Here is a 24,622-nt window from a genome sequence, read left to right as displayed (position 1 = left end):
GTGACAGCGGGCCGGAACCACAGGGTCCGGTCGCGTCTGGTGAGCTCGATGCTGGGTAACCCATGGGTAATGAGCGGCTGTCCGGCCGTACGTGGTTGGATGCGAAGGAGAAGGTGTTCCGGGGGTGCGGGCCGTGTCGGCCGCGCGATGCGGGGGACATTCCCCCGAGCCACCGGTCACCGTTCACCGGTCCAGACGGCAGGCGGGAATCGTGAGGATCTTCGGCAAGGGACGGCACCGGCCCTCCGCCTCCTGGCGGCAGGCCACCGACCGTGCGTTCACGTTGATCGGTGACGGCCGTTACGAGGACGCGGGCGCCCTGCTCACGCGCGCCGCCGACTTGGAGCCGGCGCTGTCCGAGTCCTGGTTCAACCTCGCCCTGCTGCACAAGTTCCGGCACGACTGGGAGCAGGCGCGCGCCGCAGGACTGCGCGCCGTCGCCCTCCTGGAGCGTGAAGAAGGCGCCCCCGACTGGTGGAACGTCGGCATCGCAGCCACCGCACTACAGGACTGGCCGCTGGCCCGCCGCTCCTGGCAGGCGTACGGGCTGAAGGTGCCCGGCGGTGCCGCCGGGGCCGGTGAGCCGCTCGGGATGGAGCTGGGCAGCGCCGCCGTCCGGCTCTCTCCGGAGGGCGAGGCGGAGGTCGTCTGGGGCCGCAGGCTCGACCCGGCCCGTATCGAGGTGCTGTCGGTGCCACTGCCGTCGTCCGGGCGCCGCTGGGGCGAGGTGGTGCTGCACGACGGCGTGCCGCACGGCGAGCGGACCACCGCCGCCGGGCACGCCTACCCGGTCTTCGACGAGATCGAGCTGTGGGCGCCCTCCCCGGTGCCGACCTGGGTGGTGCTGCTGGAGGCCGCCAGCGAGGACGACCGGGACGCCCTGGAGCAGCTGGCCGCCGACGCGGGCTTCGCCGCGGAGGACTGGTCGTCGTCGGTGCGGTTGCTGTGCCGGATGTGCTCGGAGAGCCGGATGCCCAGTGACGAGGGCGACGGTGACCATCTCGATCCGCATGACCACAGCGAGCCGGGCCATCCCGGGCCGCTCGGCCACCGCACCGACGGGCAGCTGTGGGTGCCGGAGCGCGAGTGCGGCATCGCGGCGCCCGCGTCCCTGGTCAGCGGGCTGCTGGACGGCTGGGTCGCGGACAGTCCGGACTCCCGCGCCTGGCGGGACCTCGAAGAGGTCTGCTGAGGCCTGCCGACACCGCGCACGCTTTCCCGACGGCCCGGACGGAAGCGGATCCCGACCGGCGAAAGCGGATCCCCGACCGGTGCGTGCCGTGCGCCCCGTAGGCTGTACCGGCACCCCACCAGATGGTTTCGAGGAAGGCGTACGGCGAGAGATGGCGCAGCAGGACACTGAGCAGGAGCGGGCCGGGGCGGGCGCGGACTCGGCGGTGCTCCCCGTCGACGACGAGGGCTTCGTCATCGACACGGAGGACTGCGAAGAGCGCGAGACGGCCTCCCGCGAGCGTGGCACGTCACGGCCCATCACGGTCGTCGGCAACCCGGTGCTGCACAGGGAGTGCAAGGACGTCACCGCCTTCGACGACGAGTTGGCCCGGCTCGTCGACGACATGTTCGCCAGCCAGCACACCGCGGAAGGGGTGGGCCTGGCGGCCAACCAGATCGGCGTCGACCTGAAGGTCTTCGTCTACGACTGCCCGGACGACGACAACACCCGGCACGTCGGCGTGGTCTGCAACCCCGTGCTCCAGTCACTGCCCGCGGAGCAGCGGCGACTCGACGACTCCAACGAAGGGTGCCTGTCGGTGCCCACCGCCTACGCGCCGCTGCCGCGGCCCGACTACGCGGTGGTGCACGGCTTCGACGAGAAGGGCAACCCGATCAAGGTGCGCGGCACCGGGTACTTCGCGCGGTGCCTCCAGCACGAGACGGACCATCTGTACGGGTCGCTGTACATCGACCGGCTCTCCAAGCGGGAGCGGAAGGACGCGCTGCGTCAGATGGCGGAGGGCACGCCGCGGTACCCCGTCGTCCCCAACGACTGAGCCCGCTCCGGCGGGGCCGGTGGTCGGCCAGCGGGCGGGCGCTGCACGGAGGCGAACGCCCCTGGCAGGCCCAGACGTTCACCCTTTCCGGTCGATCGAGTCGAAGAGGTCGGCCAGCGCCTGGTTGAACTCGGCAGGCCGTTCGAGGTTGGGCATGTGACCGGCACCCTCGACGACCGCGAGGGTGGCACCAGGGATGACCTTGTGCATCAGGCGCGCGTCGTCGATCGGGGTGAACTCGTCGTCGCTGCCCACCACGACGGTGGTCGGCACGGCGACCTGCGACAGCGTCTCGACGTAGTCGGGGCGTTCGGCGCGGCCGCGAAGCGCCGCCGCGGCGCCCTGCGGTGAGGTGCCCCGCATCATGCCCAGCACATGCTCGGCGACCGCGGGCAGTCGGCGCACGTTGGCCGGCGCCACCATGGTGGACAGCACCTCGTGCGCGTACGGGGACATGCCCTCGCGCAGCAGCCGGTCGGCCATGGCGTTGCGCGCGCGTCTGCCCTGCGGGGTCTCGGCCTGCGCGGTGGTGTCGGCGAGGAGCAGTCCCCGGATCCGTTCGGGGAAGAGCCGGTGCATCTCCATGACGATCTGGCCGCCCATGGACAGCCCGCCGAGGACCACCTCGCCGACGCCGAGATGGTCGAGGAGGGCAGCGATGTCGGTGGCGAAGACGTCCAGCGGTGTGGTGCCCGCGACGACCGTGCTCTCCCCGTAGCCCCGCAGGTCCGGAACGATCACCCGGCGGCCTGCCCGGGAGAAGTGCTCGCGCTGCGGTGCCCACATCGACCGGTTGAACGGGTGGCCGTGGACCAGGACCAGCGGCAGGGGACCGTCCGGGCCGGCGTCGTCGTACCCGATCGTGAGCCCGTCGACCTCGTCGGCCCCACGGACCCCGTTGCGCCCGCTGAGGGAAACGCTGACCACCTGGCACCCCTTGCTCTCGGAGAGGCTGACCCGATCGATGCTATGAGCAGAACATTTTCGGTGCAATATTTATAATGCACTCGGTGCAATTCAGGAGGGGTGTCATGGACGACTACCGGCGGATCGCCGACACGCTGGCCGAGCAGATCGCCACCGGTCACCTGCGGGCAGGGGACCGGCTACCGCCGCAGCGGCGGTTCGCCCGCAGTCACGGGATCGCCGCGTCGACGGCGGCCCGGGTGTACGGCGAGCTGATCCGCCGGGGTCTGGCCGTCGGCGAGGTCGGGCGGGGCACGTTCATCCGGGCGTCGGCGCCGCACGGCGAACCCGCCCTGTCCGAGCCGGCGCTGGCGCGGGTGGACCTGGAGCTGAACTTCTCCCTGCCGCCGGAGCAGCCGGCGATCCTCGCGGAGAGCCTCGCCGGCATGCAGCGCCCCGACGTGCTGGCGGCGGCGCTCGCCCCGATCGGCGCCGCCGGAACCCCGGCGATCCGGGACGCGGCGGCGGCGCTGCTCTCCAGGGCCGGCTGGTCACCGGACCCCGCCACCTTGCTGATCTGCGGAAACGGTCGACAGGGGATCGCGGCGGCACTGGCGGCAATCGCCCCGGCGGGCGAACGCATCGGCGTGGAGGAGCTGACCTACCCGCTGGTCAAGGGCTTCGCCACGCGCCTCAACCTCACCCTGGTCCCGCTGCCGATGGACCGGTTCGGCCTGATCCCCGAAGCCCTGCGCGCCGCCGGCCCCCTGCGCGCCGTCTACCTCCAGCCGAACCTGCACAACCCGTTGGGCGTGACCATGCCCGAGGGGCGGCGCCATGAGCTGGTCACGCTGCTGCACGGGCTCGACATGTACGCGATCGAGGACGGGATCTACTCGTTCCTGCGGGACGATCTGCCGCCGCTGGCCGCCCTCGCCCCGGAGCGTGTGATCCACGTCGACAGCATGTCCAAGCGGGTGGCTCCGGGCCTGACCGTCGGCATCGTGGTCACTCCGGCGGCGATCACCGATCGGGTCGCCTCCGCGGCGCGCTCGGGCGGCTGGACGGCCTCCCGATTCGCGGCCGACGTCGCCACCCGATGGATGACCGACGGTGCCGCCACCCGACTCCAGAAGATCAAGCGCGAGGACGCCGCCGCGCGTCAGGCCATCGTTCGCGAAAGCCTCGCCGAGTTCGCCGTCCAGGCCGATCCATGCGCGTTTCACTGCTGGTGGCAGCTGCCGGAGCCGTGGCGCGCCGACATGTTCGTCGCCGCCGCGGCCCGCCGGGGCATCGCCGTCACACCGGGCGCCGCCTTCGCCGTCACGCCGAGCCGCGCGCCGAACGCCGTACGACTCGCCCTCTCCGCACCCGCGAAGGAGGTCCTTGCCACGGCCCTGGACACCCTCGCGACGCTCGCCAGGAGCACGCCTGACGACACGGCTGTCGAATAACCCCTCAGGTAACACCTCGGGCGCCCCATGCTGAGGGCTTCCGCAGCCATCCCCGGGCGGCTTGATCTGTCCGAACGGGTATCCTCCCGCCTCTCCGGATCTGTCCGAAACGCCGGACATGCATGGCTTGTTCAACGATGGAACGAGGGGTCTGTCAAGATCCATCGGCATATGCCAGGGGACTCGGCAATCAAAATGAGTCAACTGGCGATTGTTCTCGGCATCTCGACCTGGCAGATGCGCCGAATCTATTCCCTGATGCGTGCCGGTAGTGCTGAATGGAATGCGCGGGGATACGCACCGGCGCGCGCCTGGTATCAGGGGGAGGCGCTCGCGTCGGCAGACGGTGAGAGAGGTTTTGGTGGCTGCTTTCCCAAATGGCCCGTCTCGGACGGCGCGGGCGGCGCCGGCTGCCACGGTGGAGGTTTCCGTGCCGGGCGCGCTACGACTGCCGATGATCGAGGCGGAGTTCCCGCGGCATCGACATGAGTACTGGCCAGAGCTTCAACAGAGAGCTAGGTCCTGGTTGGTGGAAAAGCGGCTCATGTCCGCCGACAAGGTGGCCCGATATGCCGACGCGCTGTGCTACACGGATCTGGTCGCCGGTTATTACGTCGGTGCGGCCGACGAGGTGGTCGCCGCGATCGCGGACTTCAGTACCTGGTTCTTCGTCTGGGACGACCGGCACGACCGGCAGGCCGTGCACGGCCGGGTGGCCTCCTGGCGGGTGCTGCGGAACCGGCTGCACGCCGCCCTGGACGCCCCCGAGTCGGCATTGCGGCACGAGGATCCGCTGGTCGCAGCCTTCTCCGAGTGCGTGATGCGGCTCTTCTCCCATCTCGGCCCGGCCTGGAACGCCCGCTTCGCCGAGCACTTCCACGCCGTGATCGAGGCGTACGACCGGGAGTTCGCCAACCGCCGCACGGGCACGGTGCCCGGCGTCGACGCCTACATAGCTCTCCGGCGGCACACCTTCGCCCACTGGGTATGGCTCGATCTCCTGGAACTCGCCGCCGGCCGGGAGCTCCCGGATTCCATACGCCGCCGACCCGAATACCGGAAGGCCGCACTGGCGTCGCAGGACTTCTCGGCCTGGTATAACGACCTCTGCTCACTGCCCAAGGAAATTGCGGGGGACGAGGTCCACAATTTGGGGATCAGCCTTATTCACCACGAGGGCCTTTCACTCGAGGCAGCCGTCACGGAAGTGCGGCGCCGGACGATATCGCGTATCACGGAATTCCTGGCCGCCGAACGTGACGTTCTGAAAATGGCCGACGATGCCGAGGACGGGACCGAAGCGGGACATGCGCTCGGTGCCGGATTACGCGGCTGCCTGTTCAACATGCGGAACTGGTTCTCCTCGGTGTACTGGTTCCACCACGAGTCGGGGCGCTACCGCGTGGACACCTGGGACGACCGCTCCACCCCTCCGTACATCAGCGACCCGGCAGGTGAGAGATGAGCGCCGACACCGCAGCCCAGGCCCCGGCCACCGAACGGGAGCGGCTGCTGACGCCGCCGTACGCCGGCGGCGGCGTTCCCCTGCTCGGGCATGCGTGGAAGCTGGTGCGCGATCCGCTGGCCTTCCTCGCCCGGCTGCGTGACGACGGTGACCTCGTCCGCCTGCGACTCGGCCCGAAGACGGCTTACGCGGTGTGCGACCCGGAGCTGGTCGGACAGCTGCTGAAGAGCCCCGACTACGAGGTCGGCGGCCCGCTCTGGGAGACCCTGGAGGTGCTGCTCGGCAAGGGGGTGGCGACCAGCAACGGCGCACCGCACCGCCGTCAGCGCCGCATGATGCAGCCGGCCTTCCGTGCGGAGCGGATCGCCGACTACGCGGCCGTGATGGAGGAGGAGGCGCGCGCCACCGTGGCGCGTTGGGAGCACGGCGACACCGTCGACATCGGCGCCGAGATGTTCCGCACGTCGGTGCGCATCATCTCCCGCTCCCTGCTCGAGGTCGACTCGATCGCCCAGAAGGCCGATGCCGTCAGCGATGCGCTGCACACCGTCTTCGAGGGCCTCTACCGCCGTATGGTGCTCTCCGTCGGACCGTTCTACCGGCTGCCCACCCCGGCCAACCGGCGTTTCGCCAAGGCGCTCGCCCATCTGCACGCGCTCGTCGACGAGATCCTCGCCGAGCGGCACGCCTCGGGCGCGAAGCCGCAGGACCTGATCAGCATGTTGCTGGAGGCGACGGACGAGACCGGGGCACCGCTGAGCGATCGGGAGATCCACGACCACCTGGTCTCCCTGGTCGTCGCGGGCGCCGAGAACGTCTCGTCCAGCCTCACCTGGACGCTCTGCCTGCTGGCCGAACACCGCGACCAGGAAAGCCGGCTGGTCGAGGAGGTGGCGGTGGCGACCGGCGGCCGGCCGGTCGGTTTCGCCGACATCGGCGGGCTCGCGCACACCCGCAATGTCATCACCGAGGCGTTGCGTATACGTCCCGCGCCGTGGATTCTCACCCGCCGCTCGGTGACCGAAACCGAGCTGGGCGGGTATGCCATTCCGGCCAACGCCGACATCGTGTACTCCACGTATGCAATGCAGCGCGATCAGCGGTCGTTCGCGCACCCTCTCGAGTTCGATCCGGATCGCTGGCTTCCGGAAAGGGCGGGGGAACTCTCGGCGGCGGCGATGATTCCGTTTGGCACCGGCAATCGGAAATGCCCCGGTGATCATTTCAGTATGGCCGAATTCGCCATCATCCTCGGCACGATCATGCCCCGCTGGCGACTGACTCCGGTCACCGGCACGGACACCTCGGCGAAGATCGGCATCACGCTGCACCCCAAGCGGCCGTTGATGCGAGTCGAACGGCGCTGAGCCACCACCGGCCCGCGTCCACGACAAACGGCGGGTCACCGGGAGGAACCCCGGCGACCCGCCGTCGTCATGTGCGGCGATCGCGTGGACTTCAGTGACTGGCACCCGCCGTGGCCGGCGGCAACTCGGGCTCGACACCCGGGTCGTCGACGTCCGCCGTGTAGTCGGAGGGCGAGGTCTCGTCGACGCCCGCGGGGGCCTTCACGGCCCGCAGGATCACCGTGAGCACCACCGACACCAGGACGTTCAGCACGAAGGCGGTGAAGCCGATGTAGCCGATCTCGCCGATGCCGGGGATCTCGTCGGAGCTGCCGCCGAAGTGCTTCTGGGTCGGGCTGGCCACACCGTAGGCCGCCAGCGTGCCGTAGACCATGCCGACCGCCCAGCCGGCGATCAGCGCCCAGCGGTGCATCCACCGCGTGAACAGGCCGCCGACCAGCGCGGGGAACGTCTGGAGGATCCAGATGCCGCCGAGCAGCTGGAAGTTGATCGCCACGGTCTTGTCCATGGTGAGCACGAAGACCAGCGCACCCACCTTCACCAGCAGCGAGACCAGCTTGGAGACCTTGGTCTCCTGCGCCGGGGTCGCGTCCGGCTTGAGGAAGTCCTTGTAGATGTTGCGGGTGAACAGGTTCGCCGCGGCGATGGACATGATCGCGGCGGGCACCAGCGCGCCGATGCCGATCGCGGCGAACGCGACACCCGTGAACCAGTCGGGGAAGACGTTCTCGAACAGCTGCGGGATCGCCAGCTGGCCGTTCTTGACGTTGACGCCGTCGGCGATCGCCATGAAGCCGAGCAGCGCCAGCAGGCCCAGCATCAGCGAGTACAGCGGCAGGATCGCGGTGTTGCGGCGGATCACGTTGCGGCTGCGCGAGGAGAGCGTGGCGGTGATCGAGTGCGGATACATGAACAGCGCCATCGCCGAGCCCAGTGCGAGCGTCGCATAGCCCCAGGTCCCGGCGGAGTTCGGGGCCAGCGCACCCTTCGGCTTGCCGGGCACCGGGCCGGGCTGGGACAGGGCGTGGCCGGCCTTGGCGAAGATGTCGTCGAAGCCGCCCAGCTTGATCGGGATGTAGATGATCGCCACCGCGATGACGAGGTAGATCAGCGCGTCCTTGACGAACGCGATCAGCGCGGGCGCCCGCAGGCCGGAGGAGTACGTGTAGGCGGCCAGCACCGCGAACGCGATGAACAGCGGCAGGTCCTTCACGAACCAGTTCCCGCTGCCGCCCACGCCCATCACGTCCAGCACCGCCTGGATGCCGACGAGCTGGAGTGCGATGTACGGCATCGTGGCCAGGATGCCGGTGACCGCGACCGCCAGCGAAAGACCCTTGGAGCCGAACCGGCCCCGCACGAAGTCCGAGGTGGTGACGTATCCGTGCCGGTGCGAGACCGACCACAGACGGGGCAGGAAGGTGAAGATCAACGGGTAGACGATGATCGTGTACGGCACCGCGAAGAAGCCCGCCGCACCGGTCGCGTAGATCGCCGCCGGCACGGCCACGAAGGTGTACGCGGTGTACAGGTCACCGCCGAGCAGGAACCAGGTGACCCAGGTGCCGAAGGAGCGGCCGCCGAGCCCCCACTCGTCGAGGCTCTGGGCGTTGTCGGCCTTGCGCCAGCGCGCCGCCCAGAAGCCCATCACCGTCACGGCCAGGAAAAAGAAGATGCAGACGCCGAGCGCCACACCGTTCACGCCACCCATCAGGCGTCACCCCCGTCGGAGCCCGCAGTGCCCTTGGTGCCCTCGGCGCGCGCCGCGCCCGCGCCGGCCGCGCTACGGCGGGCCTTCTGATCCCGCTGCCACAGCTTGTACGCGGTGCCGGTCAGCGCCGTGGAGATCAGCACCCACAGCATCTGGTACCAGTAGAAGAAGGGGATGCCGATGAAGGTCGGGTCCACCTTCGCGTAGGAGCTGACCCAGAGCATCGCCACGAACGGGGCGATCAGACACAGGGCAATGACCACGCGGGCCGGCGTCACGACCGGCCTGCTCACTTCGGGTACGTCTGGACCTGGCATACGGGGCTCCGTCGGCTCGTCGACCATCGGGGGACATGGTTGATCGCATGTGATGCGCAGGAAATCTAAGCGACGGTCCTGCACGAGGGAACCCCAGTCCGCATAACGGACATGTTGCGTTCTGTGTACGGTGCCCGCACCGAAACGGTCATAGCGGGCGCCCCGTGTCCGGCGTCACGCACTCCTGCCCCGCTCCTCGTGAACGGCGACCCCGGCGACGACCAGAAGCACGCCCGTGGCCTCCGGCCACCCGGGGACCTGGGCCAGGACCAGGACGCCGATGACGGCCGCGGTGGCGGGGAGCAGGGCGAGCATCAGGGCGAAGGTCGCCCGGGGGATGCGCGCCATGGCCAGTTGATCGCAGACGTACGGGATGACGGACGAGCAGACGCCCACGCCGAAGGCGGCCGCCAGCAGGGCGGGGGCGGTCAGCGCGTCGGCGGCGTCGGCGACTCCCACCGGGGCCACGACGAGCATCGCGATCAGCATGGCGGCGCCGAGCCGGTCGATGCCCTCGGCGCCGCCGTCCGCCGCGAGACGGTGCCCGAGGACCACGTAGAGCAGGAACAGCACGCAGTTGCCGAAGGCGAGGACGAGCCCGAGCGGCTCGCCGACCAGGTGCACGTCGGCCAGCAGGGCGACCCCGGCGACCGTGAGCACCAGTGCGGCACCGTTGCGCCGCGACCGTACCCCGAGCGCCGCCAGCAGCACCGGACCGACGAACTCGATGGCGCCGACGGTGCCCAGCGGCAGCCGGTCCAGGGCCAGGTAGAACACCGTGTTCATCACCCCCAGCACCGAGCCCAGGGCCAGCAGCAGCCGGCGCTGACGCCTGGTGGCGGCACGCCACACCCGCCACGGGCGGCGCCACAGGGCGAAGACGACCGCGGCGGAGGCGATGCGCAGCCAGGCCACCCCGAGGACGTCGATACGGGCGAAGAGCAGGACCGCGAAGGCGGGCCCGAGGTAGTGGAAGACCGCGCTGGTCAAGAAGAAGGCGGGGGACGGCACGCGCTCGGCCACGGTCATGAATCGCGAGGGCGGGGCACCGGCGGTGGCGTCCGCAGGGGCGGTGGCATCCGTAGGGTCGGCGGAGTGTTCGGCAGAGTTGACCACGCGAGGTATGGTCGCAACCGGACAACGCCGGAAACCATGCCGGAACGGCAAGCACGACGGCCGATTGCTTGGCGCATGATGCCGCGACGGCGCCTTCGATCTTGCGATGGTGAAAAGTGGACGCTGTGGACCGGGCCATCCTGGCCGAGCTCGACGCCGACCCCAGGCTGTCGACGGCGGAGCTCTCCCGGCGGGTCCAGGTCTCGGTGCCCACCGCGCGCGAGCGGGTGCGGCGGCTGCACGAGCAGCAGGTGATCCGCGGCTACCGCCTCGACGTGGACCCGGCCGCGCTGGGCCTTCCGGTGGCGGCCTTCGTCCGCGTGCGGCCGGGCCCGAGCCAGCTACCGAAGATCATCGAGCTGGTGCAGAGCCTTCCGCAGGTCAGCGAGTGCCACCGCATCACCGGGGAGGACTGCTTCCTGATCAAGGTGCATGCGCGCGACATCACGGCCTTCGAGGAGGTCCTGGACCGGTTCCTGCGGTACGGGCAGACCACCACCTCGATCGTCCAGTCCACGCCCGTGCCGCCGCGCACACCCGGGCTCGGCACGTCTGGGCTCGGCACGCCCGGGCTCGGGTAGCTCGGTGCGATCAGCTCGACCGCCTCAGTCGGCCGGCCGCTTCAGCCGGGCCACGAACTTGTACCGGTCGCCCCGGTAGACCGAGCGGACCCACTCCACCGGCTTGCCCTCGCCGTCCAGCGAGTGCCGTGAGAGCAGCAGCATCGGCAGGCCCACGTCGGTGCCGAGCAGGCCCGCCTCGCGCGGCGTGGCCAGGGAGGTCTCGATGGTCTCCTCGGCCTCGGCGAGCCGGACGTCGTACACCTCGGCGAGCGCCGCGTAGAGGGAGGTGTACTTCACCAGGCTGCGCCGCAGGGCGGGGAAGCGCTTGGCCGACAGGTGTGTCGTCTCGATCGCCATCGGCTCGCCGCTGGCCAGCCGTAGCCGCTCGATGCGCAGCACGCGCGTGCCGGCGGCGATGTCGAGCAGCCCGGCGAGCGGCTCGTCGGCGTTCACGTATCCGATGTCCAGCAGCTGCGAGGTGGGTTCGAGGCCCTGGGCGCGCATGTCCTCGGTGTACGAGGTGAGTTGGAGCGCCTGGGCGACCTTCGGCTTGGCCACGAAGGTGCCCTTGCCCTGGATCCGCTCGAGACGTCCCTCGACGACCAGTTCCTGCAACGCCTGCCGCACGGTCGTGCGCGAGGTGTCGAACTCGGCGGCCAGGGCGCGCTCCGGGGGTACGGCGGTGCCGGGCGCCAGCGTCTCCGTCATGTCCAGCAAGTGCCGCTTGAGGCGGTAGTACTTGGGCACGCGCGCGGTGCGGACCGTGCTGCCGGCCTCGGTCTCCGCGCTGGTGGCGTCGGTGCTCATGCTCCGCCTTCCGGGCTCCCTGCGGATGGCCGGCGCTGGTGCCGGCCGCAGCTCACATCGTGGCACGGCCGATTCCGCGTACCTGCGGGAGCCGTTGCTCTTCCTTATACACCGTGGGGACCAGGCGTGGTCTAGTCCACCCCTGGTCGGGGGCTGGTGCACGTGCCCAACAGGTATGTGCGGTACGGCCCGGCGCCGGCGCGGCGTGCAGATGTCGGTCAGGTAAAGGAGGGTACGGGCGGCATGTGCCATGCTTGACACTCCAATAGGTCTAGGCCAAGCTGCATAGCGGTCGTAATGGTCTACACCAATGCTCCGCACCAGTGCACTACACCGAACCCAGGACCCAGGCGCGCCCTCGGCTCACGCCTGATGCCTCGCTGCGGGTGGGGGGTTGCGGGCATCCCTGAGGAGGATGACGTGAAGCGCAGGCTCATCGCGGCGATAGGTGTCGCGGGCATGATGGTCTCCGTCGCGGCGTGCGGAGGCGACAGCGACAAGGCCGGCAGCTCCGACAAGCTCACGGTCTGGCTCGCCGTCGACGCCCAGAACAACTGGCCCGGACTCATCAAGGCCGCCGACGCGGCCTTCAAGAAGAAGCACCCGGGCGTGACCATCGAGCACGAGTACTACGGCTGGCCCGACAAGAACTCCAAGCTTGACGCCGTCCTCGCCACCGAGAAGGTCCCCGACGTGGTCGAGATGGGCAACACCGAGATGCTCAGCTACATGGTCAAGGGCGCCTTCGCCGAGGTCGACCCGACCAGGTTCGACCACGCGGACGGCTGGCTCGACGGCCTCAGGCAGTCCGTCACCTACGACGGCAAGGTCTACGGGGTGCCGTACTACGCGGGCGGCCGGGTCGCCAACTGGCGCAAGGACATCGCCGCCGCGTCCGGCATCAGGACCACCCCCAAGAGCTACGACGAACTGACCTCGGACCTGGACCGCATCCAGAAGAAGCAGGGTTCCGGGTTCAGCGCCTGGTACCAGCCCACCCGCGACTGGTACGCCGGCATGTCCTTCGTCTACGACGCGGGCGGCGCCATCGCGACGAAGCAGGGCGACACCTGGAAGGCCACCCTCTCCTCGCCCGAGTCCCTCAAGGGCCTCAAGGAGTACAAGAAGGTCATCGACGCCTACATGCACGGCGACAAGACCAAGGACGAGTCGGACCGTTACATCGTCTACGGCCAGGGCAAGTCCGGCATGATCTTCGCCGCGGCCTGGGAGGGCGGCACCGCCGCCGACCCGAAGAACGACAAGACCGGCAAGCTCAAGGAGAACGCCGTCAACTTCGTGATGCCGGGTCCCTCGGGCAAGAACATGCCGGTCTTCCTGGGCGGCAGCGACCTGGCCATCCCGGTGAAGTCCGACGCGCAGGACCTCGCCACCGAGTGGATCAACGACTTCACCGGCGCCAAGGGCCAGAAGGGCCTGATGGCCAAGGGCAACCTGCCCAACAACAAGGCCGACCTGGCCGTGCAGAAGAAGGACCCGGCGACCGCGGTGCCCGCCATCGCCGCCGAGAGCAGCTGGTTCGTACCGATGGCACCCGGCTGGGGCCAGGTCGAGAAGGCGCAGGTCCTCCAGACCATGCTCCAGTCCATCGGCACCGGTAAGCAGTCGGTGGAGGCCGCGGCGAAGACGGCTGACGCCGCGATCGACAAGGTGATCAACGTCAAGTGACCGTTGACGTCCGTCTTGTGCCTTACGGGCGCCACGTCGTGCCTGGCAGGGGCGCGGGGCTGTATCGATCAGCGGCTCCGCCGCGGGGCGCGCCCGGCCACATACGACCCTGCGGGTCGCCACCGGCCCGGAGGGGCAGTTCGGTTCGTTCCGGACCAGCTGCCCGTGGTGGGTTGCCCGCGCAGTTCCCCGCGCCCCTGAAAGGCGCCTTCGGCGCCCCCGCCGGAACGAAGACCGCTGAGGAGCGCGCATGAGTGCCGCAGAGACCACCACCGCGGGGGCACCGCCGACGGCCCCCGCAACCGCGCGCCCCCCGGGGCCCCGCGGCAGCCGTGGGCCGGCAGGCCGGACCCGCGGGGGGCGCCGCCTCCCGGGGCACGGCGGCGGTACCGCCGTGCCCTGGGCGTTGCTGGCGCCCTGCCTGCTGATCCTGCTGCTGGTCCTGGGGTATCCGCTGGTGCGGCTGTTCACGCTGTCGTTCCAGAGCTACGGGCAGTCCCAGCTGTGGGGCTTCAAGCCGGCCGAGTCCGTCGGCTTCGCCAACTTCTCCAAGGTGCTCGGCGACGGCGAGTTCTGGGCGGTCGTCGTGCGCACCGTCGTCTTCGCGCTGGGTTCGGTCCTGCTCACGATGGTGCCGGGCATGCTGATCGCCCTGCTGTTGCAGCGCGTGTCCGGCTGGGTGCGGACGCTCGTCAACATCGCGCTGGTGGCGAGCTGGGGCATGCCCGTGATCGTCGCGACCACCATTTACAAGTGGATGTTCGACTCCGACTACGGCGTACTCAACTACCTGCTCAGCAAGCTCCCGGGCGTCGATCTCGTCGGTCACAACTGGTTCGCCAGCGGCACCCAGGGCCTTGCGGTGATCATGCTGCTGGTGGTGTGGGGCGCGGTGCCGTTCGTGGTGATCACGCTGACCGCCGGCCTCACCCAGGTACCCAGGGAGCTCGAAGAGGCGGCCCGGCTCGACGGCGCCGGTTCCTGGGGGGTCTTCCGGCATGTCACGGTGCCGATCCTCAAACCGATCCTGGTCATGCTCACCACCCTCTCGGTCATCTGGGACATCGGCGTCTTCCCGCAGGTGTTCGTGATGCGCGGGGGTCATCCGGAGGCGGAGTTCCAGCTGCTGACGACCTATTCCTACGACAAGGCGTTCGTGGTCAACGACTACTCGGGCGGTTCGGCGATCGCCCTGCTCACCGTCCTGCTGATGCTGGGCGTGGTCGCGGTGTACATGCGCCAGATGCTGAAGATCGGAAACGTCGAATGAGCGGGGTGAGCAGGGTGAGCGGTGTGCGTACCGGGACGGGGGCGGCCCGGCCCGCGGTGCCGGCCAGGCGGCGGCGCGGCCGCACCAAGGCCGGTTGGAACCTGCTCGGGCTCGGTGTCTTCGTCGCCATCGGATTCCCCGTCTACTGGATGCTCGACACCGCCTTCAAGCCGGCCCGGGACGCCATCGACCCGACCCCGCACCTGCTGCCCACCGCCCTCACCCTGGACAACTTCCGCCGGGCACTGGACATCGCGGACTTCTGGGGGCCCGTCACCCGCAGCCTGATCGTGTCGTTCGCGGTCGTGCTGATCGGCATGGTGGTCGGCCTGCTGGCGGCGATCGCCATCTCCCGCTTCGCCTTCCGCGGGCGCAAGATCGTGATCGTCGGCATCCTCACGGTCCAGACGGTGCCGCTGGTGGCGATGATCATCCCGATCTTCCTGCTGCTGAACGACCTCGGGCAGTACGACAAGCTGAGCGGGCTGATCATCACGTATCTGACCTTCGTCCTGCCCTTCACGGTGTGGACGCTGCGCGGCTTCATCGCGGGCATCCCGCGGGAACTCGAGGAGGCCGCCATGGTCGACGGCTGCGGCCGCACCGCCGCCTTCCTGCGCGTGGTCTTTCCGCTGCTCGCGCCCGGTATGGTCGCCACCTCGGTCTATGCCTTCATCCAGGCCTGGAACGAGTACCTCTACGCGCTGATGCTGTTGAGCCAACGGCATCAGACGGCCACCGTCTGGCTCGGCAACTTCACCACCAAGCACGGCACCGAGTACGCCCCCATGATGGCGGGTGCCACGCTGATGGCCGTGCCGATGGTGGTGCTCTTCCTGCTCGTCCAACGCAAGATGGCGGCGGGCCTGACCGCGGGCGCGGTGAAGGGCTGATGACCCGGCCCACCACCCCGCCGGCACCGGCGCCGCCCCGGCCGATGCCGGGGGCACCGCCCGCGCCGACACTGATTCCGGCACCGTCCCCCACGTTCTCGACCTCTCCCCCACTCCCGACCTCGTTCGAGCGGGGGGACCCCCGGGAACAGGGGGCGTCTCCACTCGCCGCACCGGCCGACGGTGGGTCGCCGTCCCGCGCCGCGGTCATCCGTCCAAGGAGCTCTCGATGACGACACTCGCCGGCCACACGGACACCCTGACCCGTGACGCGCTGACGGTCCTGCAACCCGGCTTCACCGGCACCCGTGCCCCCGACTGGCTGCTGCGCCGGATCGGCCAGGGCCTCGCTTCGGTGGCCCTCTTCGGGCGCAACGTGGCCTCGCCCGACCAGCTGGCCGCGCTCACCGCCGAGCTGCGCGCCGAACGCGACGACGTGCTGGTCACCATCGACGAGGAAGGCGGCGACGTCACCCGTCTGGAGGTGCGCAGCGGCTCCTCTTTCCCGGGCAACCACGCGCTCGGCGCTGTCGACGACACCGCGCTCACCCGCGACGTGGCGTACGCGCTGGGCCGCCGTCTCGCCGAGTGCGGCGTCAACTTCAACTGGGCGCCGTCCGCCGACGTCAACTCCAACCCCGCCAACCCCGTCATCGGCGTGCGCTCCTTCGGCGCCGACACCGACTTGGTCGCCCGGCACACCGCCGCTTACGTGACGGGCATCCAGGCGGCGGGCGTCGCCGCGTGCACCAAGCACTTCCCCGGCCACGGCGACACCGCGGTCGACTCGCACCACGCCATGCCGCGCATCGACGCGGACCTGGACACCCTGCACGCCCGTGAGCTGGTGCCGTTCCGGGCGGCCATCGCGGCGGGCACCCGTGCGGTGATGACCGCCCACATCCTCGTACCGGCGCTCGATCCCGAGCGGCCCGCGACGCTCTCCCCCCGCATCCTCACCGGCCTGCTCCGCGAGGAGCTCGGCCACCAGGGCCTGATCGTCACCGACGGCATGGAGATGCAGGCCATCACCGCGGCCTACGGGATCGAGCGGGGCAGCGTCCTCGCGATCGCCGCCGGGGCCGACGCGATCTGCGTGGGCGGTGGGCTCGCGGACGACGAGACCGTGCGCCGGTTGCGCGACGCGCTGATCGCCGCGGTGCGCACCGGTGAGCTGCCCGAGGAGCGTCTCGCGGACGCCGCGGCCCGGGTACGGGAGCTGGCGCGCTGGACGGCCGCGCAGGCGGGCGTGCGGGCCGCGCACGGCGCAAGCGCATGGGAGGCGCATGACGGTGACGTGGGGCTTGTGGCGGCGCGGCGTGCGCTCCGGGTGACGCCGGGCGCGGGTCCTGCCGGGCCGCTCACCGAGGCGCCGTTCGTCGCCGCCTTCACCCCGGTGGCGAACATCGCGGTCGGTGACGAGACCCCGTGGGGCGTGGCGGCGGAACTCCAGCGCCTGCTGCCCGGCACCCTGACCGCCGGTTTCAGCGGTCCCGAAGCCGCCGAGCGTGCGCTCGACGCCGCGAACGGCCGCCGCATCGTGGCCGTCGTCCGCGACGAGCACCGCCACCCGTGGATGTCCGCGGCCCTGGACGCGCTGCTCGCGGCCCGCCCGGACACCGTCATCGTCGAGATGGGTGTTCCCCAGGCCCCCGCACGCGGTGCCCTGCACATCGCGACGCACGGTGCGGCCCGGGTGTGCGGGATCGCGGCGGCGGAGGTACTGGTGGGCCGGGGCGCGTAGCGGCGCGGGGGCGCTATGGCCTGGCGGCACCCTCGCGATGGCTCTGATAGCTGATGGGGCGCGCTGGCAAAGCCCGCGCGCCCCATCAGAGCGTCGTGCCCGCGGTCAGGCGGCCGGGAGGCGGGTCAGAGCCCCTGCCAGGCCGGCTTGTCGGCGTAGGTCTGCCGGAAGTAGTCGGCGAAGTTCAGACCGGCCGCGGCCGCCTCGTCGACCACCACCGTGGCGTGCGGATGCAGCTGGAGCGCCGACGCCGGGCAGACCGCCGCCACCGGCCCCTCCACGCTGGCCGCCACCGCCGCCGCCTTCGCCGCCCCGGTGGCCAGCAGCACCAGGTGCCTGGCCCGGAGGATCGTGCCGATGCCCTGGGTGATCACATGGTGCGGCACCTGCGCGATGTCGCCGTCGAAGAAGCGGGCGTTGTCGATGCGGGTCTGCTCGGTCAGCGTCTTGATCCGGGTCCGGGAGGCCAGCGACGAGCAGGGCTCGTTGAAGCCGATGTGCCCGTCCGAACCGATGCCGAGCAGTTGCAGGTCCACCCCGCCCGCCGCCTCCAGGGCCGCCTCGTACGCCTCGCACGCGGCCGGCACGTCCGAGGCGCTGCCGTCCGGGCCCAGGAAGGCCTTCTTGTCGAGCCCGAGGGGTTCGAGCACCTCGCGCCCGAGCACCGAGCGGTACGACTCGGGGTGGTCGGCGGGCAGCCCCACGTACTCGTCGAGCTGGGCGACCCGTGCCCGGGAGACGTCCACGGCACCGGAGCGGACCATGGCGGCCAGCGCCTGGTAGACGGGCAACGGCGTCGAGCCGGTGGCGACGCCGAGCACGGCGGCGGGGTTGCGGCGCAGCAGCCGGGCGATGGCCTCGGCTATCAGCTCACCGCCGGTCTTGGCGTCCGGGACGATGACAACTTCCACGCTGATCCTGCCGATCTGAAGGGTTCACGACTCATGGTGCATGCCGGCGCGACCGGTCCGACAGGCAGGTCACGGCGCATGCCAAAGCGACACCATGTGGACTAGACCAATCTACCAGAGTGGCTCCCGGCTGCGTGGTCCGGTCTGAGGGAGTGCAATGGAAGGGAGTGCGAGGGACTGGGAGGAGTGCGAGGGACGGGAGCCGGACGGAGCCCAAGCGTCTGGAGCAGGAAGGAGTGCAGGACCGGGGGAGGGAGGAGGAGCGAGGAGGAGCACGGGCGCGCCGTGTGAGCGCGGCCGAGCATGGCTGCCGGAGCCACCACGGGGACCGGCGCCGTGGCGCCGCAGGAGAACCGGAGAACCGGGAGGTCCGCATGAGCGCCGGCACAGCGGCCGCGGCCGAGGAGCAGCCGGGCCACCTGATGCGCCGCGAGATGGCCGAGCAGCCCGCGGTCCTGGAACGGATCCTCACCCGCGGTGCCGGCCGCATCCGCGAGGTGGCCCGGCGGATCGCCGCGCGGCAACCGCGCTTCGTGCTGCTCACCGCCCGCGGCAGCTCCGACAACGCCGCCCTGTACGCCAAGTACCTCCTCGAGATCCGGCTCGGCATGCCGTGCGGGCTGGTCTCCATGTCCACGATCACGGCCTATGGGGCGCGGCCCGACCTGCGGGACGTGCTGCTCATCACCGTCAGCCAGTCCGGTGGCTCACCCGACCTGGTGGCCGCCACGAAGGCGGCGGGTGCGGCGGGGGCCATCACTTTGGCGGTCACCAACAATCCGGATTCCCCGCTGGCCGCCGTCTCCGAGCAGCACCTCGACATCATGGCGGGCGCCGAGCAGGCGCTGCCCGCCACCAAGTCGTACACCGCGACGCTGCTCGCGCTCCATCTCTTCGTGGCGGGCCTGGGCGGCGATGCGGACGGTGTCGCCGTCGCGCGCGAGCTGCCCGGGCTGGCCGAGCACCTGGTGGACCGGCATGGCGAGATCCGGGCGCTGGCGGCCCGCTACCGGTTCGCCGAGCGCATGGTGTTCACGTCGCGTGGCTACGGCTACGCGACGGCGAACGAGGCCGCCTTGAAGCTCATGGAGACGGCGTACATCCCTGCGCTGTCGTACTCCGGCGCGGATCTGATGCACGGCCCGCTCGCGATGGTCGACAACATCTCCCCGGTCATCGCCGTGGTCAGCGACGGCAAGGGTGGCCAGGCCCTGCAACCCGTGCTCGACCGGCTCCGCGGGCGCGGCGCCGATCTCGTGGTGGTCGGGCCACGGGCCGAGGTCGAGCGGGCCTCCGCGGGCTTCGCGCTGCCCACCCGGGGGGTGGCGGAGGAGGTCCAGCCGATCCTGGAGATCATCCCGCTGCAACGTCTCGCGTACGAGGTCACGCTGGCGCGCGGGTTCGACCCGGACGCGCCCCGGGCGCTGGCGAAGGTGACGAAGACGCACTGAGCGCCCGTCAGCCGTGCCCGGCGTGCGCCAGGGTGCCTCCTCGCTTCGCTCGTGCCCGGCGCGCGCGACGGTGCCTCCTCGCGCGGTGCCGTGACGGCGGTCCAGGGGCGTGCACGCGCGCGGTCGCGGCCCGCGGCGCAGCAGGCATCCGCCGGTTGCGACACTGAAGACCCGGCGTCCCGCGGCTCGCTCAGGCCGCCACGCCCCCGTCCCGCAGTTCCCGCAGTTCCCGCAGTTCCCGCAGTCCCGCCGACGCCGGGGCAAGATCCCGTCCGACCTGGGAGAACCCGTGCCGCACCCCCGGAAACCCCGCCCGTCGCGGCGTGCCGCACCCCGCCCCGGAGCGGCCCCGGAAGGACCGCGGCACGGCACCGTCGCGGACACGGCATCGACGGCCCGCGCCTCGGAAACGGCTCCGGACGCCCGGCCCTCAGAGGGGCACCCCCCGTACCTCGCCCGTCCCGACCTGCACGCGGACTGCGGCAACTGCTTCGCGTTGTGCTGCGTGGCCCTGCCGTTCGCCGGCTCGGCGGACTTCGCGTACGACAAGAGCGCGGGCACGCCCTGCCGCCATCTCCGGACCGACTTCCGGTGCGGAATCCACGACGAGCTCCGGCCGAGCGGCTTCAAGGGGTGCACCGTCTTCGACTGCTTCGGTGCCGGTCAGAAGGTCTCCCAAGGCACCTTCGCAGGCCGCGACTGGCGCACCGGTGGCCCGGCCGTGGCCCGGCGGATGTTCGCGGTGTTCCCCGTCATGCGTCGGCTGCACGAACTGCTGTGGTACCTCGCAGAGGCGCTCGCCGCACCCCGCGCCCGCCCCTTCCACGGCGAGCTGCGCCCCCTGCTGGAGCGCACCGAACGCCTCACCCACGGCGGCCCCGAAGACCTCGTGAACCTCGACGTCGAAGCGCACTGGGACACCGTCGCCACCCTCCTGCTGCGCGTCAGCGAGCACATCCGGGCCACCGTGCCGGGTCCGCGGCATGACCACCGGGGCGCCGACCTGATAGGCGCCCGTCTGAAGGGCGCCGATCTGCGCGGCGCCAGTCTGCGCGGCGCCCGCCTCATCGCGGCCGACCTGAGCGGTGCCGACCTGACCTGCGCCGATCTCATCGGAGCGGATCTACGCGACACCGATCTGCGCGGCGCCGACCTCACCGGCAGCCTCTTCCTCACCCAGGCCCAGCTGAACGCCGCCCGCGGTGACGCGACCACCCGGATCCCACCCGCCCTCGCCCGCCCCGCCCACTGGTGACCGGGGTCGCGACCGCGCAGCGGACACGACCAGCCGAGCGTCTCTCAACACATCTGAGCACTTCTGTGGAATCTGAGACGCAAAATAACGAGAACGAACATCTGTGAACGCATAGACAACGGAGAATGGTCTAGTCCACAATCGGTTCGGGCTTCCGTCCTTCCCGCACAGAAGGACGGACCGAGGAGCCGGTGCTCTCTGCCCTGACCGCGCCGGTCCTCGCCATCGGCGGTCGGGCCCGCACACCCGGCGGCCGATTCTGCTCGGGGCTGCGGTGCCATGGGCGTTCCCGCTCGTCAAGAGCTCGGGACAGGGTTGAGGGTCCCTCCCAGGCGCCGCGGCCCGCGGGTGACCGGCGCGCGGCCCGGGGGGTGCGCGGCGCGGAGCCGCCCGGCCGGCACGGGTACGCTCGCACATGTGCCCTCCATGAACGACCTCGTACGCCAGCACACCGCACTCTCGGACACCGACCTGGAGTGGCTGCACCTGCTGGTCTCGGAGTGGCAGCTGCTCTCCGACCTCTCCTTCGCCGATCTCGTCCTGTGGGTACCCACCCGGGACGGCACGCGCTACGTCTCCGTCGCGCAGATGCGCCCCAACACCGGCCCGACCTCCTACCAGGACGACATGGTCGGCCATCTCGTGCCGCGCGGGCGACGTCCCATGCTGGACGCCGCGCTCGACGAGGGCCGCATCGTGCGCGAAGGGGACCCCGAGTGGCGCGAGGAGGTGCCGGTGCGGGTCGAGTCGATCCCGGTGCGCCGGGAGGGCCGGGTGCTCGGCGTCATCGCCCGCAACACCAACCTGCTCACCGTGCGCACCCCGTCCCGGCTCGAACTCACCTATGTGCAGAGCGCGTCGGACCTCGCCCAGATGATCGCGGCAGGGGCGTTCCCGTTCCCTGACCAGCAGGTCGACATGGACGCCTCACCGCGCGTCGGCGACGGTCTGATCCGCCTGGACGCGGACGGCTTCGTGCAGTACGCCTCGCCGAACGCGCTCTCCGCCTACCACCGCCTGGGTCTCGCCTCCGACCTCGTCGGCCACCACCTCGGCACCACCACCGCGAAACTCGCCCTGTCGCAGGGACCGGTGGACGAGGCGCTGGTCAAGGTGGCCAGCGGATGGGCGCCGCGTGAGTTCGAGGTGGAGGGTGAGGAGTGTGTGATCCAGGTCCGTGCGATCCCGCTCAAGCCCAAGGGTCCCAGGATCGGCTCCCTCGTACTGCTCCGCGACGTCACCGAACTGCGCCGCCGCGAACGTGAGCTGATCACCAAGGACGCCACCATCCGGGAGATCCACCACCGGGTCAAGAACAACCTCCAGACGGTGGCCGCGCTTCTCCGGTTGCAGGCCCGGCGCATCGACTCGCAGCGCGGACGTGAGGCGCTCGAAGAGGCGGTGCGGCGCGTCGGCTCCATCGCCATCGTGCACGAGACGCTTTCTCAGACCCTCGACGAGCGCGTGGAGTTCGATGAGATAGCCGACCGGGTGCTGTCCATGGTCGCCGAGATCGCGTCAGGCAAGATCACGGGCCGCCGCACGGGCCGCTTCGGCGTACTGGACGCCGAGGTCGCCACCCCGCTCTCCATGGTCCTCACCGAGTTGTTGCAGAACGCCATCGAGCACGGGTTCGGCACCGGCGACCACGGCACCGTCGAGGTCGCCGCGGTCCGCGGTGGCAGCGCCAAGGAGGCCCGGCTGCTGGTCACCGTCCAGGACGACGGTGTGGGTCTGCCGGCAGGATTCGACCCCAGCGTGGCCGGGAACCTCGGCCTACAGATCGTGCGCACCTTGGTGGAGGGGGAGTTGAACGGCACGTTCGACCTGGTCCCCGCATCGGAGCGCGGTACGCAGGCGCTGCTGGACATTCCGGTGCGCGCGGAGAAGTAGCGCGCGGGTGTGGAGGGTCCGTACGGTCCCTATGGTCTGTACGGTCATATGGACCGTAGACAGTCAAAGCCCCGGACCACCCGGTCCGGGGCTGACTGACCATCTCTTCATCACACTTGTGTGTACTACGCGCTGCTGCTCGGGGGCGGGGGATGCGTACCTCGCTGAACGCGAGTCGTGCCGTTGCTGGCACACGCGCCGCCGGGCTCAGGCTCGTGCGGGGGCTTGGGTGTCAGGCGCTCGCCTGGCGCGCCCGGTTGCGAGCGGCACGGCGCTTCATCGCGCGGCGCTCGTCCTCGCTGAGGCCACCCCAGACGCCAGAGTCCTGACCGGACTCAAGCGCCCACTGCAAGCACTGCTCCACCACGGGGCAGCGCCGGCACACGGCCTTGGCTTCCTCGATCTGCAGCAGCGCGGGACCGGTGTTGCCGATGGGGAAGAACAGCTCGGGGTCTTCCTCGCGGCAAACGGCGTTGTGACGCCAGTCCATGGCTGCTACCTCTCTTGGTCTTCATACTCGTGCGGGGCTTGTGAATGTGAACGCTTTCACGAATCCCTCGTCAAGGGAAGGGCCAGCTACCGGGCGACCGGCGTTGGTCCTGGGATGTGAGGAGGGATCCTGCGCTCCGTGCTGCCGGTGAGGCGGCTTCCTGAGCGCCACGTAGAGATTCGCAAACCTCGGCTGCGGATACAACCCCTTCCGGAAAGTTTTTTTTGATTCCTCGGTGTCGACTCGGTCACAGCCGTACTTCCATCGGGTGGAGTGTGGGCTAAACGTTCGAGTGAAAGGACTTTAGGGCCTTCCACTCACACAATCACACGCAGTGCACGGTGTACGCCTGTGAACGTCACGCTCTTTCGCAGCCCCAGGTGGTCACCGTCGACCTGAAGGGGGAGTGGCACCTTCGAATGCAAGGTGAACTCCGTCAGGTCGTGCAGCGACACCGCGTGCTTGCCACGCGGCCCCCGCTCCGGCGACGAGGTCAGCAGCTGCGTGCCGTACCGCGTCACCGCCGCCGTCGAAAGCCGGCTCAATCCCAGCAGGTCAAGGCCGGTGTCGAAGGACGCGCGCGGAGTCGCGTACACGGGTCGGTTACCCAGGTAGGTCCACGGGGATGTGTTGCAAACTATGGAAAGAACGAGGTTTTTGACAGGTGACTCGCCGGGCCGCTCCATCGTGATGCTGCCCGTCCTGCGGTGCGGATCGTCCAGGAAGTGGCGGAGCACCTGCCGGATGTAAAGGGCGTGTGTGGACCGCTTTCCACGCTCCCGCTGCTGTTCGACGCGGCCGATCACGCCGGCGTCGAATCCGAGCCCTGCACAGAACGTGAACCACCGGCTGGGCACCGTCTCGTCCGCCGTGCCGGGTGCGCCGCCACCGGCGATGCCGAGGCCCACAGTGCGTTCGCTCCCGCGGCGCAGTGCGTCCAACAGCGCACCGGTCGCTTCCACGGCGTCGTTGGGCAGGCCGAGGGCGCGGGCGAAGACGTTGGTGGAGCCGCCGGGGACGACGGCCACCCGGGGCAGTCGGTCCGGGTCGGGGCCGTGGTGCAGCAGACCGTTGACGACCTCGTTGACGGTGCCGTCGCCGCCGAGTGCGACGACCAGGTCGACATCGTTGCGCTCCGCGGCCTGCCGGGCGAGGTCACGGGCGTGGCCGCGGTACTCGGTGGTGATGGCGTCGAGCTTCATCTCGCTCGCCAGTGCGTGGATGAGGACATCACGGGTGCGGGCACTCGTGGTGGTTGCTGCCGGATTGACCACGAGAAGAGCGCGCATGCGCAGCAGGGTACATACC

General features: G+C 70.3%; 21 protein-coding genes. 13 read left to right on the top strand and 8 right to left on the bottom strand.

What is annotated here, in order from left to right:
* Positions 1–211 precede the first annotated feature (211 nt).
* A complete protein-coding gene (locus NQO67_RS23915; protein ID WP_255952258.1) occupies positions 212–1,192 on the top strand; it encodes a tetratricopeptide repeat protein in 981 nt (326 codons plus the stop codon).
* Between the two features lie 151 nt (positions 1,193–1,343).
* Complete coding sequence (gene def / locus NQO67_RS23910; RefSeq protein WP_255952257.1) at positions 1,344–2,012, top strand: peptide deformylase; 669 nt, start codon at positions 1,344–1,346, stop codon at positions 2,010–2,012.
* Between the two features lie 78 nt (positions 2,013–2,090).
* On the opposite strand, the gene NQO67_RS23905 is transcribed toward def, so the two are convergent.
* Entirely contained in the window at positions 2,091–2,873 is a 783-nt protein-coding gene (locus NQO67_RS23905; RefSeq protein ID WP_255952434.1) for an alpha/beta fold hydrolase, read from the bottom strand.
* A gap of 170 nt (positions 2,874–3,043) precedes the next feature.
* Between NQO67_RS23905 and NQO67_RS23900 the strand changes: the two genes are divergently transcribed.
* The 3 genes from NQO67_RS23900 (at position 3,044) to NQO67_RS23890 (ending at position 7,204) form a co-directional block, all read left to right on the top strand.
* Positions 3,044–4,372 carry an aminotransferase-like domain-containing protein gene (locus NQO67_RS23900; protein WP_255952433.1) on the top strand — a complete coding sequence of 443 codons (1,329 nt, stop codon included), beginning with the start codon at positions 3,044–3,046 and terminating at the stop codon, positions 4,370–4,372.
* A 454-nt stretch (positions 4,373–4,826) separates the two neighbouring features.
* Entirely contained in the window at positions 4,827–5,837 is a 1,011-nt protein-coding gene (locus tag NQO67_RS23895; protein ID WP_255952432.1) for a terpene synthase family protein, read from the top strand.
* Positions 5,834–7,204: a bifunctional albaflavenone monooxygenase/terpene synthase gene (locus tag NQO67_RS23890; RefSeq protein ID WP_255952256.1), complete on the top strand. Its 1,371-nt coding sequence runs from the start codon at positions 5,834–5,836 to the stop codon at positions 7,202–7,204. Before NQO67_RS23895 ends, NQO67_RS23890 begins: the two co-directional genes overlap by 4 nt.
* Positions 7,205–7,295: 91 nt before the next feature.
* Here NQO67_RS23890 and mctP read toward each other — a convergent pair whose 3' ends face one another.
* The 3 genes from mctP to NQO67_RS23875 all read right to left on the bottom strand — a co-directional run bounded on the left by mctP (position 7,296) and on the right by NQO67_RS23875 (position 10,348).
* Positions 7,296–8,918, bottom strand: coding sequence for a monocarboxylate uptake permease MctP (gene mctP, locus NQO67_RS23885; protein ID WP_255952431.1), 1,623 nt, complete (start codon positions 8,916–8,918; stop codon positions 7,296–7,298).
* A complete protein-coding gene (locus NQO67_RS23880) occupies positions 8,915–9,232 on the bottom strand; it encodes a DUF3311 domain-containing protein (RefSeq protein WP_255952255.1) in 318 nt (105 codons plus the stop codon). The genes mctP and NQO67_RS23880 overlap by 4 nt, the downstream gene beginning before the upstream one ends.
* Before the next feature lie 174 nt (positions 9,233–9,406).
* Positions 9,407–10,348, bottom strand: coding sequence for an EamA family transporter (locus NQO67_RS23875; protein WP_255952254.1), 942 nt, complete (start codon positions 10,346–10,348; stop codon positions 9,407–9,409).
* 116 nt (positions 10,349–10,464) lie between these two features.
* Here NQO67_RS23875 and NQO67_RS44330 point away from each other — a divergent pair, with 116 nt between their 5' ends.
* The gene (locus NQO67_RS44330) at positions 10,465–10,929 is read left to right on the top strand and encodes an Lrp/AsnC family transcriptional regulator (RefSeq protein ID WP_255952253.1); all 465 of its coding nucleotides are present in this window, start codon (positions 10,465–10,467) and stop codon (positions 10,927–10,929) included.
* A 24-nt stretch (positions 10,930–10,953) separates the two neighbouring features.
* On the opposite strand, the gene NQO67_RS23865 is transcribed toward NQO67_RS44330, so the two are convergent.
* On the bottom strand, positions 10,954–11,718 hold the full coding sequence (locus NQO67_RS23865) for a GntR family transcriptional regulator (RefSeq protein ID WP_255952252.1): 765 nt from the start codon (positions 11,716–11,718) through the stop codon (positions 10,954–10,956).
* 420 nt (positions 11,719–12,138) lie between these two features.
* Here NQO67_RS23865 and NQO67_RS23860 point away from each other — a divergent pair, with 420 nt between their 5' ends.
* The 4 genes from NQO67_RS23860 (at position 12,139) to NQO67_RS23845 (ending at position 17,314) form a co-directional block, all read left to right on the top strand.
* Positions 12,139–13,407, top strand: a complete 1,269-nt coding sequence (locus tag NQO67_RS23860; RefSeq protein ID WP_255952251.1) for an extracellular solute-binding protein — start codon at positions 12,139–12,141, stop codon at positions 13,405–13,407.
* Positions 13,408–13,657: 250 nt separating this feature from the next.
* A complete protein-coding gene (locus tag NQO67_RS23855; RefSeq protein ID WP_255952250.1) occupies positions 13,658–14,677 on the top strand; it encodes a carbohydrate ABC transporter permease in 1,020 nt (339 codons plus the stop codon).
* Positions 14,674–15,570: a carbohydrate ABC transporter permease gene (locus tag NQO67_RS23850; protein WP_374119076.1), complete on the top strand. Its 897-nt coding sequence runs from the start codon at positions 14,674–14,676 to the stop codon at positions 15,568–15,570. The genes NQO67_RS23855 and NQO67_RS23850 overlap by 4 nt, the downstream gene beginning before the upstream one ends.
* A gap of 229 nt (positions 15,571–15,799) precedes the next feature.
* Entirely contained in the window at positions 15,800–17,314 is a 1,515-nt protein-coding gene (locus NQO67_RS23845; protein ID WP_255952249.1) for a glycoside hydrolase family 3 protein, read from the top strand.
* A 125-nt stretch (positions 17,315–17,439) separates the two neighbouring features.
* On the opposite strand, the gene nagB is transcribed toward NQO67_RS23845, so the two are convergent.
* Positions 17,440–18,225, bottom strand: a complete 786-nt coding sequence (nagB, locus tag NQO67_RS23840) for a glucosamine-6-phosphate deaminase (RefSeq protein ID WP_255952248.1) — start codon at positions 18,223–18,225, stop codon at positions 17,440–17,442.
* A gap of 374 nt (positions 18,226–18,599) precedes the next feature.
* Between nagB and NQO67_RS23835 the strand changes: the two genes are divergently transcribed.
* From NQO67_RS23835 to NQO67_RS23825, 3 genes are all read left to right on the top strand, one after another.
* Complete coding sequence (locus NQO67_RS23835; RefSeq protein WP_255952247.1) at positions 18,600–19,676, top strand: SIS domain-containing protein; 1,077 nt, start codon at positions 18,600–18,602, stop codon at positions 19,674–19,676.
* 466 nt (positions 19,677–20,142) lie between these two features.
* Positions 20,143–20,931: a pentapeptide repeat-containing protein gene (locus NQO67_RS23830; RefSeq protein ID WP_255952429.1), complete on the top strand. Its 789-nt coding sequence runs from the start codon at positions 20,143–20,145 to the stop codon at positions 20,929–20,931.
* A 426-nt stretch (positions 20,932–21,357) separates the two neighbouring features.
* Positions 21,358–22,824, top strand: a complete 1,467-nt coding sequence (locus tag NQO67_RS23825) for a sensor histidine kinase (RefSeq protein ID WP_255952428.1) — start codon at positions 21,358–21,360, stop codon at positions 22,822–22,824.
* A 232-nt stretch (positions 22,825–23,056) separates the two neighbouring features.
* On the opposite strand, the gene NQO67_RS23820 is transcribed toward NQO67_RS23825, so the two are convergent.
* Positions 23,057–23,314 carry a WhiB family transcriptional regulator gene (locus NQO67_RS23820; RefSeq protein ID WP_040248489.1) on the bottom strand — a complete coding sequence of 86 codons (258 nt, stop codon included), beginning with the start codon at positions 23,312–23,314 and terminating at the stop codon, positions 23,057–23,059.
* 317 nt (positions 23,315–23,631) lie between these two features.
* A complete protein-coding gene (locus NQO67_RS23815) occupies positions 23,632–24,603 on the bottom strand; it encodes a diacylglycerol/lipid kinase family protein (RefSeq protein ID WP_255952246.1) in 972 nt (323 codons plus the stop codon).
* Positions 24,604–24,622 lie beyond the last annotated feature (19 nt).

Origin of the sequence: Streptomyces odontomachi (assembly GCF_024435355.1) — a bacterium.
GTDB classification, from domain to species: Bacteria; Actinomycetota; Actinomycetes; order Streptomycetales; family Streptomycetaceae; genus Streptomyces; species Streptomyces odontomachi.
Note: the sequence above shows the minus strand (reverse complement) of the source record. Positions and strands in the feature narration are given on the sequence as shown.

Excerpts from the sequence above, each read along its gene's own strand:
- def (WP_255952257.1), top strand. The coding sequence starts at position 1,344 with ATGGCGCAGCAGGACACTGAGCAGGAGCGGGCCGGGGCGGGCGCGGAC.
- NQO67_RS23900 (WP_255952433.1), top strand. The coding sequence starts at position 3,044 with ATGGACGACTACCGGCGGATCGCCGACACGCTGGCCGAGCAGATCGCC.
- NQO67_RS23895 (WP_255952432.1), top strand. The coding sequence starts at position 4,827 with ATGATCGAGGCGGAGTTCCCGCGGCATCGACATGAGTACTGGCCAGAG.
- NQO67_RS23890 (WP_255952256.1), top strand. The coding sequence starts at position 5,834 with ATGAGCGCCGACACCGCAGCCCAGGCCCCGGCCACCGAACGGGAGCGG.
- NQO67_RS23880 (WP_255952255.1), bottom strand. The coding sequence starts at position 9,232 with ATGCCAGGTCCAGACGTACCCGAAGTGAGCAGGCCGGTCGTGACGCCG.
- NQO67_RS23865 (WP_255952252.1), bottom strand. The coding sequence starts at position 11,718 with ATGAGCACCGACGCCACCAGCGCGGAGACCGAGGCCGGCAGCACGGTC.
- NQO67_RS23855 (WP_255952250.1), top strand. The coding sequence starts at position 13,658 with ATGAGTGCCGCAGAGACCACCACCGCGGGGGCACCGCCGACGGCCCCC.
- NQO67_RS23850 (WP_374119076.1), top strand. The coding sequence starts at position 14,674 with ATGAGCGGGGTGAGCAGGGTGAGCGGTGTGCGTACCGGGACGGGGGCG.
- NQO67_RS23845 (WP_255952249.1), top strand. The coding sequence starts at position 15,800 with ATGACGACACTCGCCGGCCACACGGACACCCTGACCCGTGACGCGCTG.
- NQO67_RS23835 (WP_255952247.1), top strand. The coding sequence starts at position 18,600 with ATGAGCGCCGGCACAGCGGCCGCGGCCGAGGAGCAGCCGGGCCACCTG.
- NQO67_RS23825 (WP_255952428.1), top strand. The coding sequence starts at position 21,358 with ATGAACGACCTCGTACGCCAGCACACCGCACTCTCGGACACCGACCTG.
- NQO67_RS23820 (WP_040248489.1), bottom strand. The coding sequence starts at position 23,314 with ATGGACTGGCGTCACAACGCCGTTTGCCGCGAGGAAGACCCCGAGCTG.
- NQO67_RS23815 (WP_255952246.1), bottom strand. The coding sequence starts at position 24,603 with ATGCGCGCTCTTCTCGTGGTCAATCCGGCAGCAACCACCACGAGTGCC.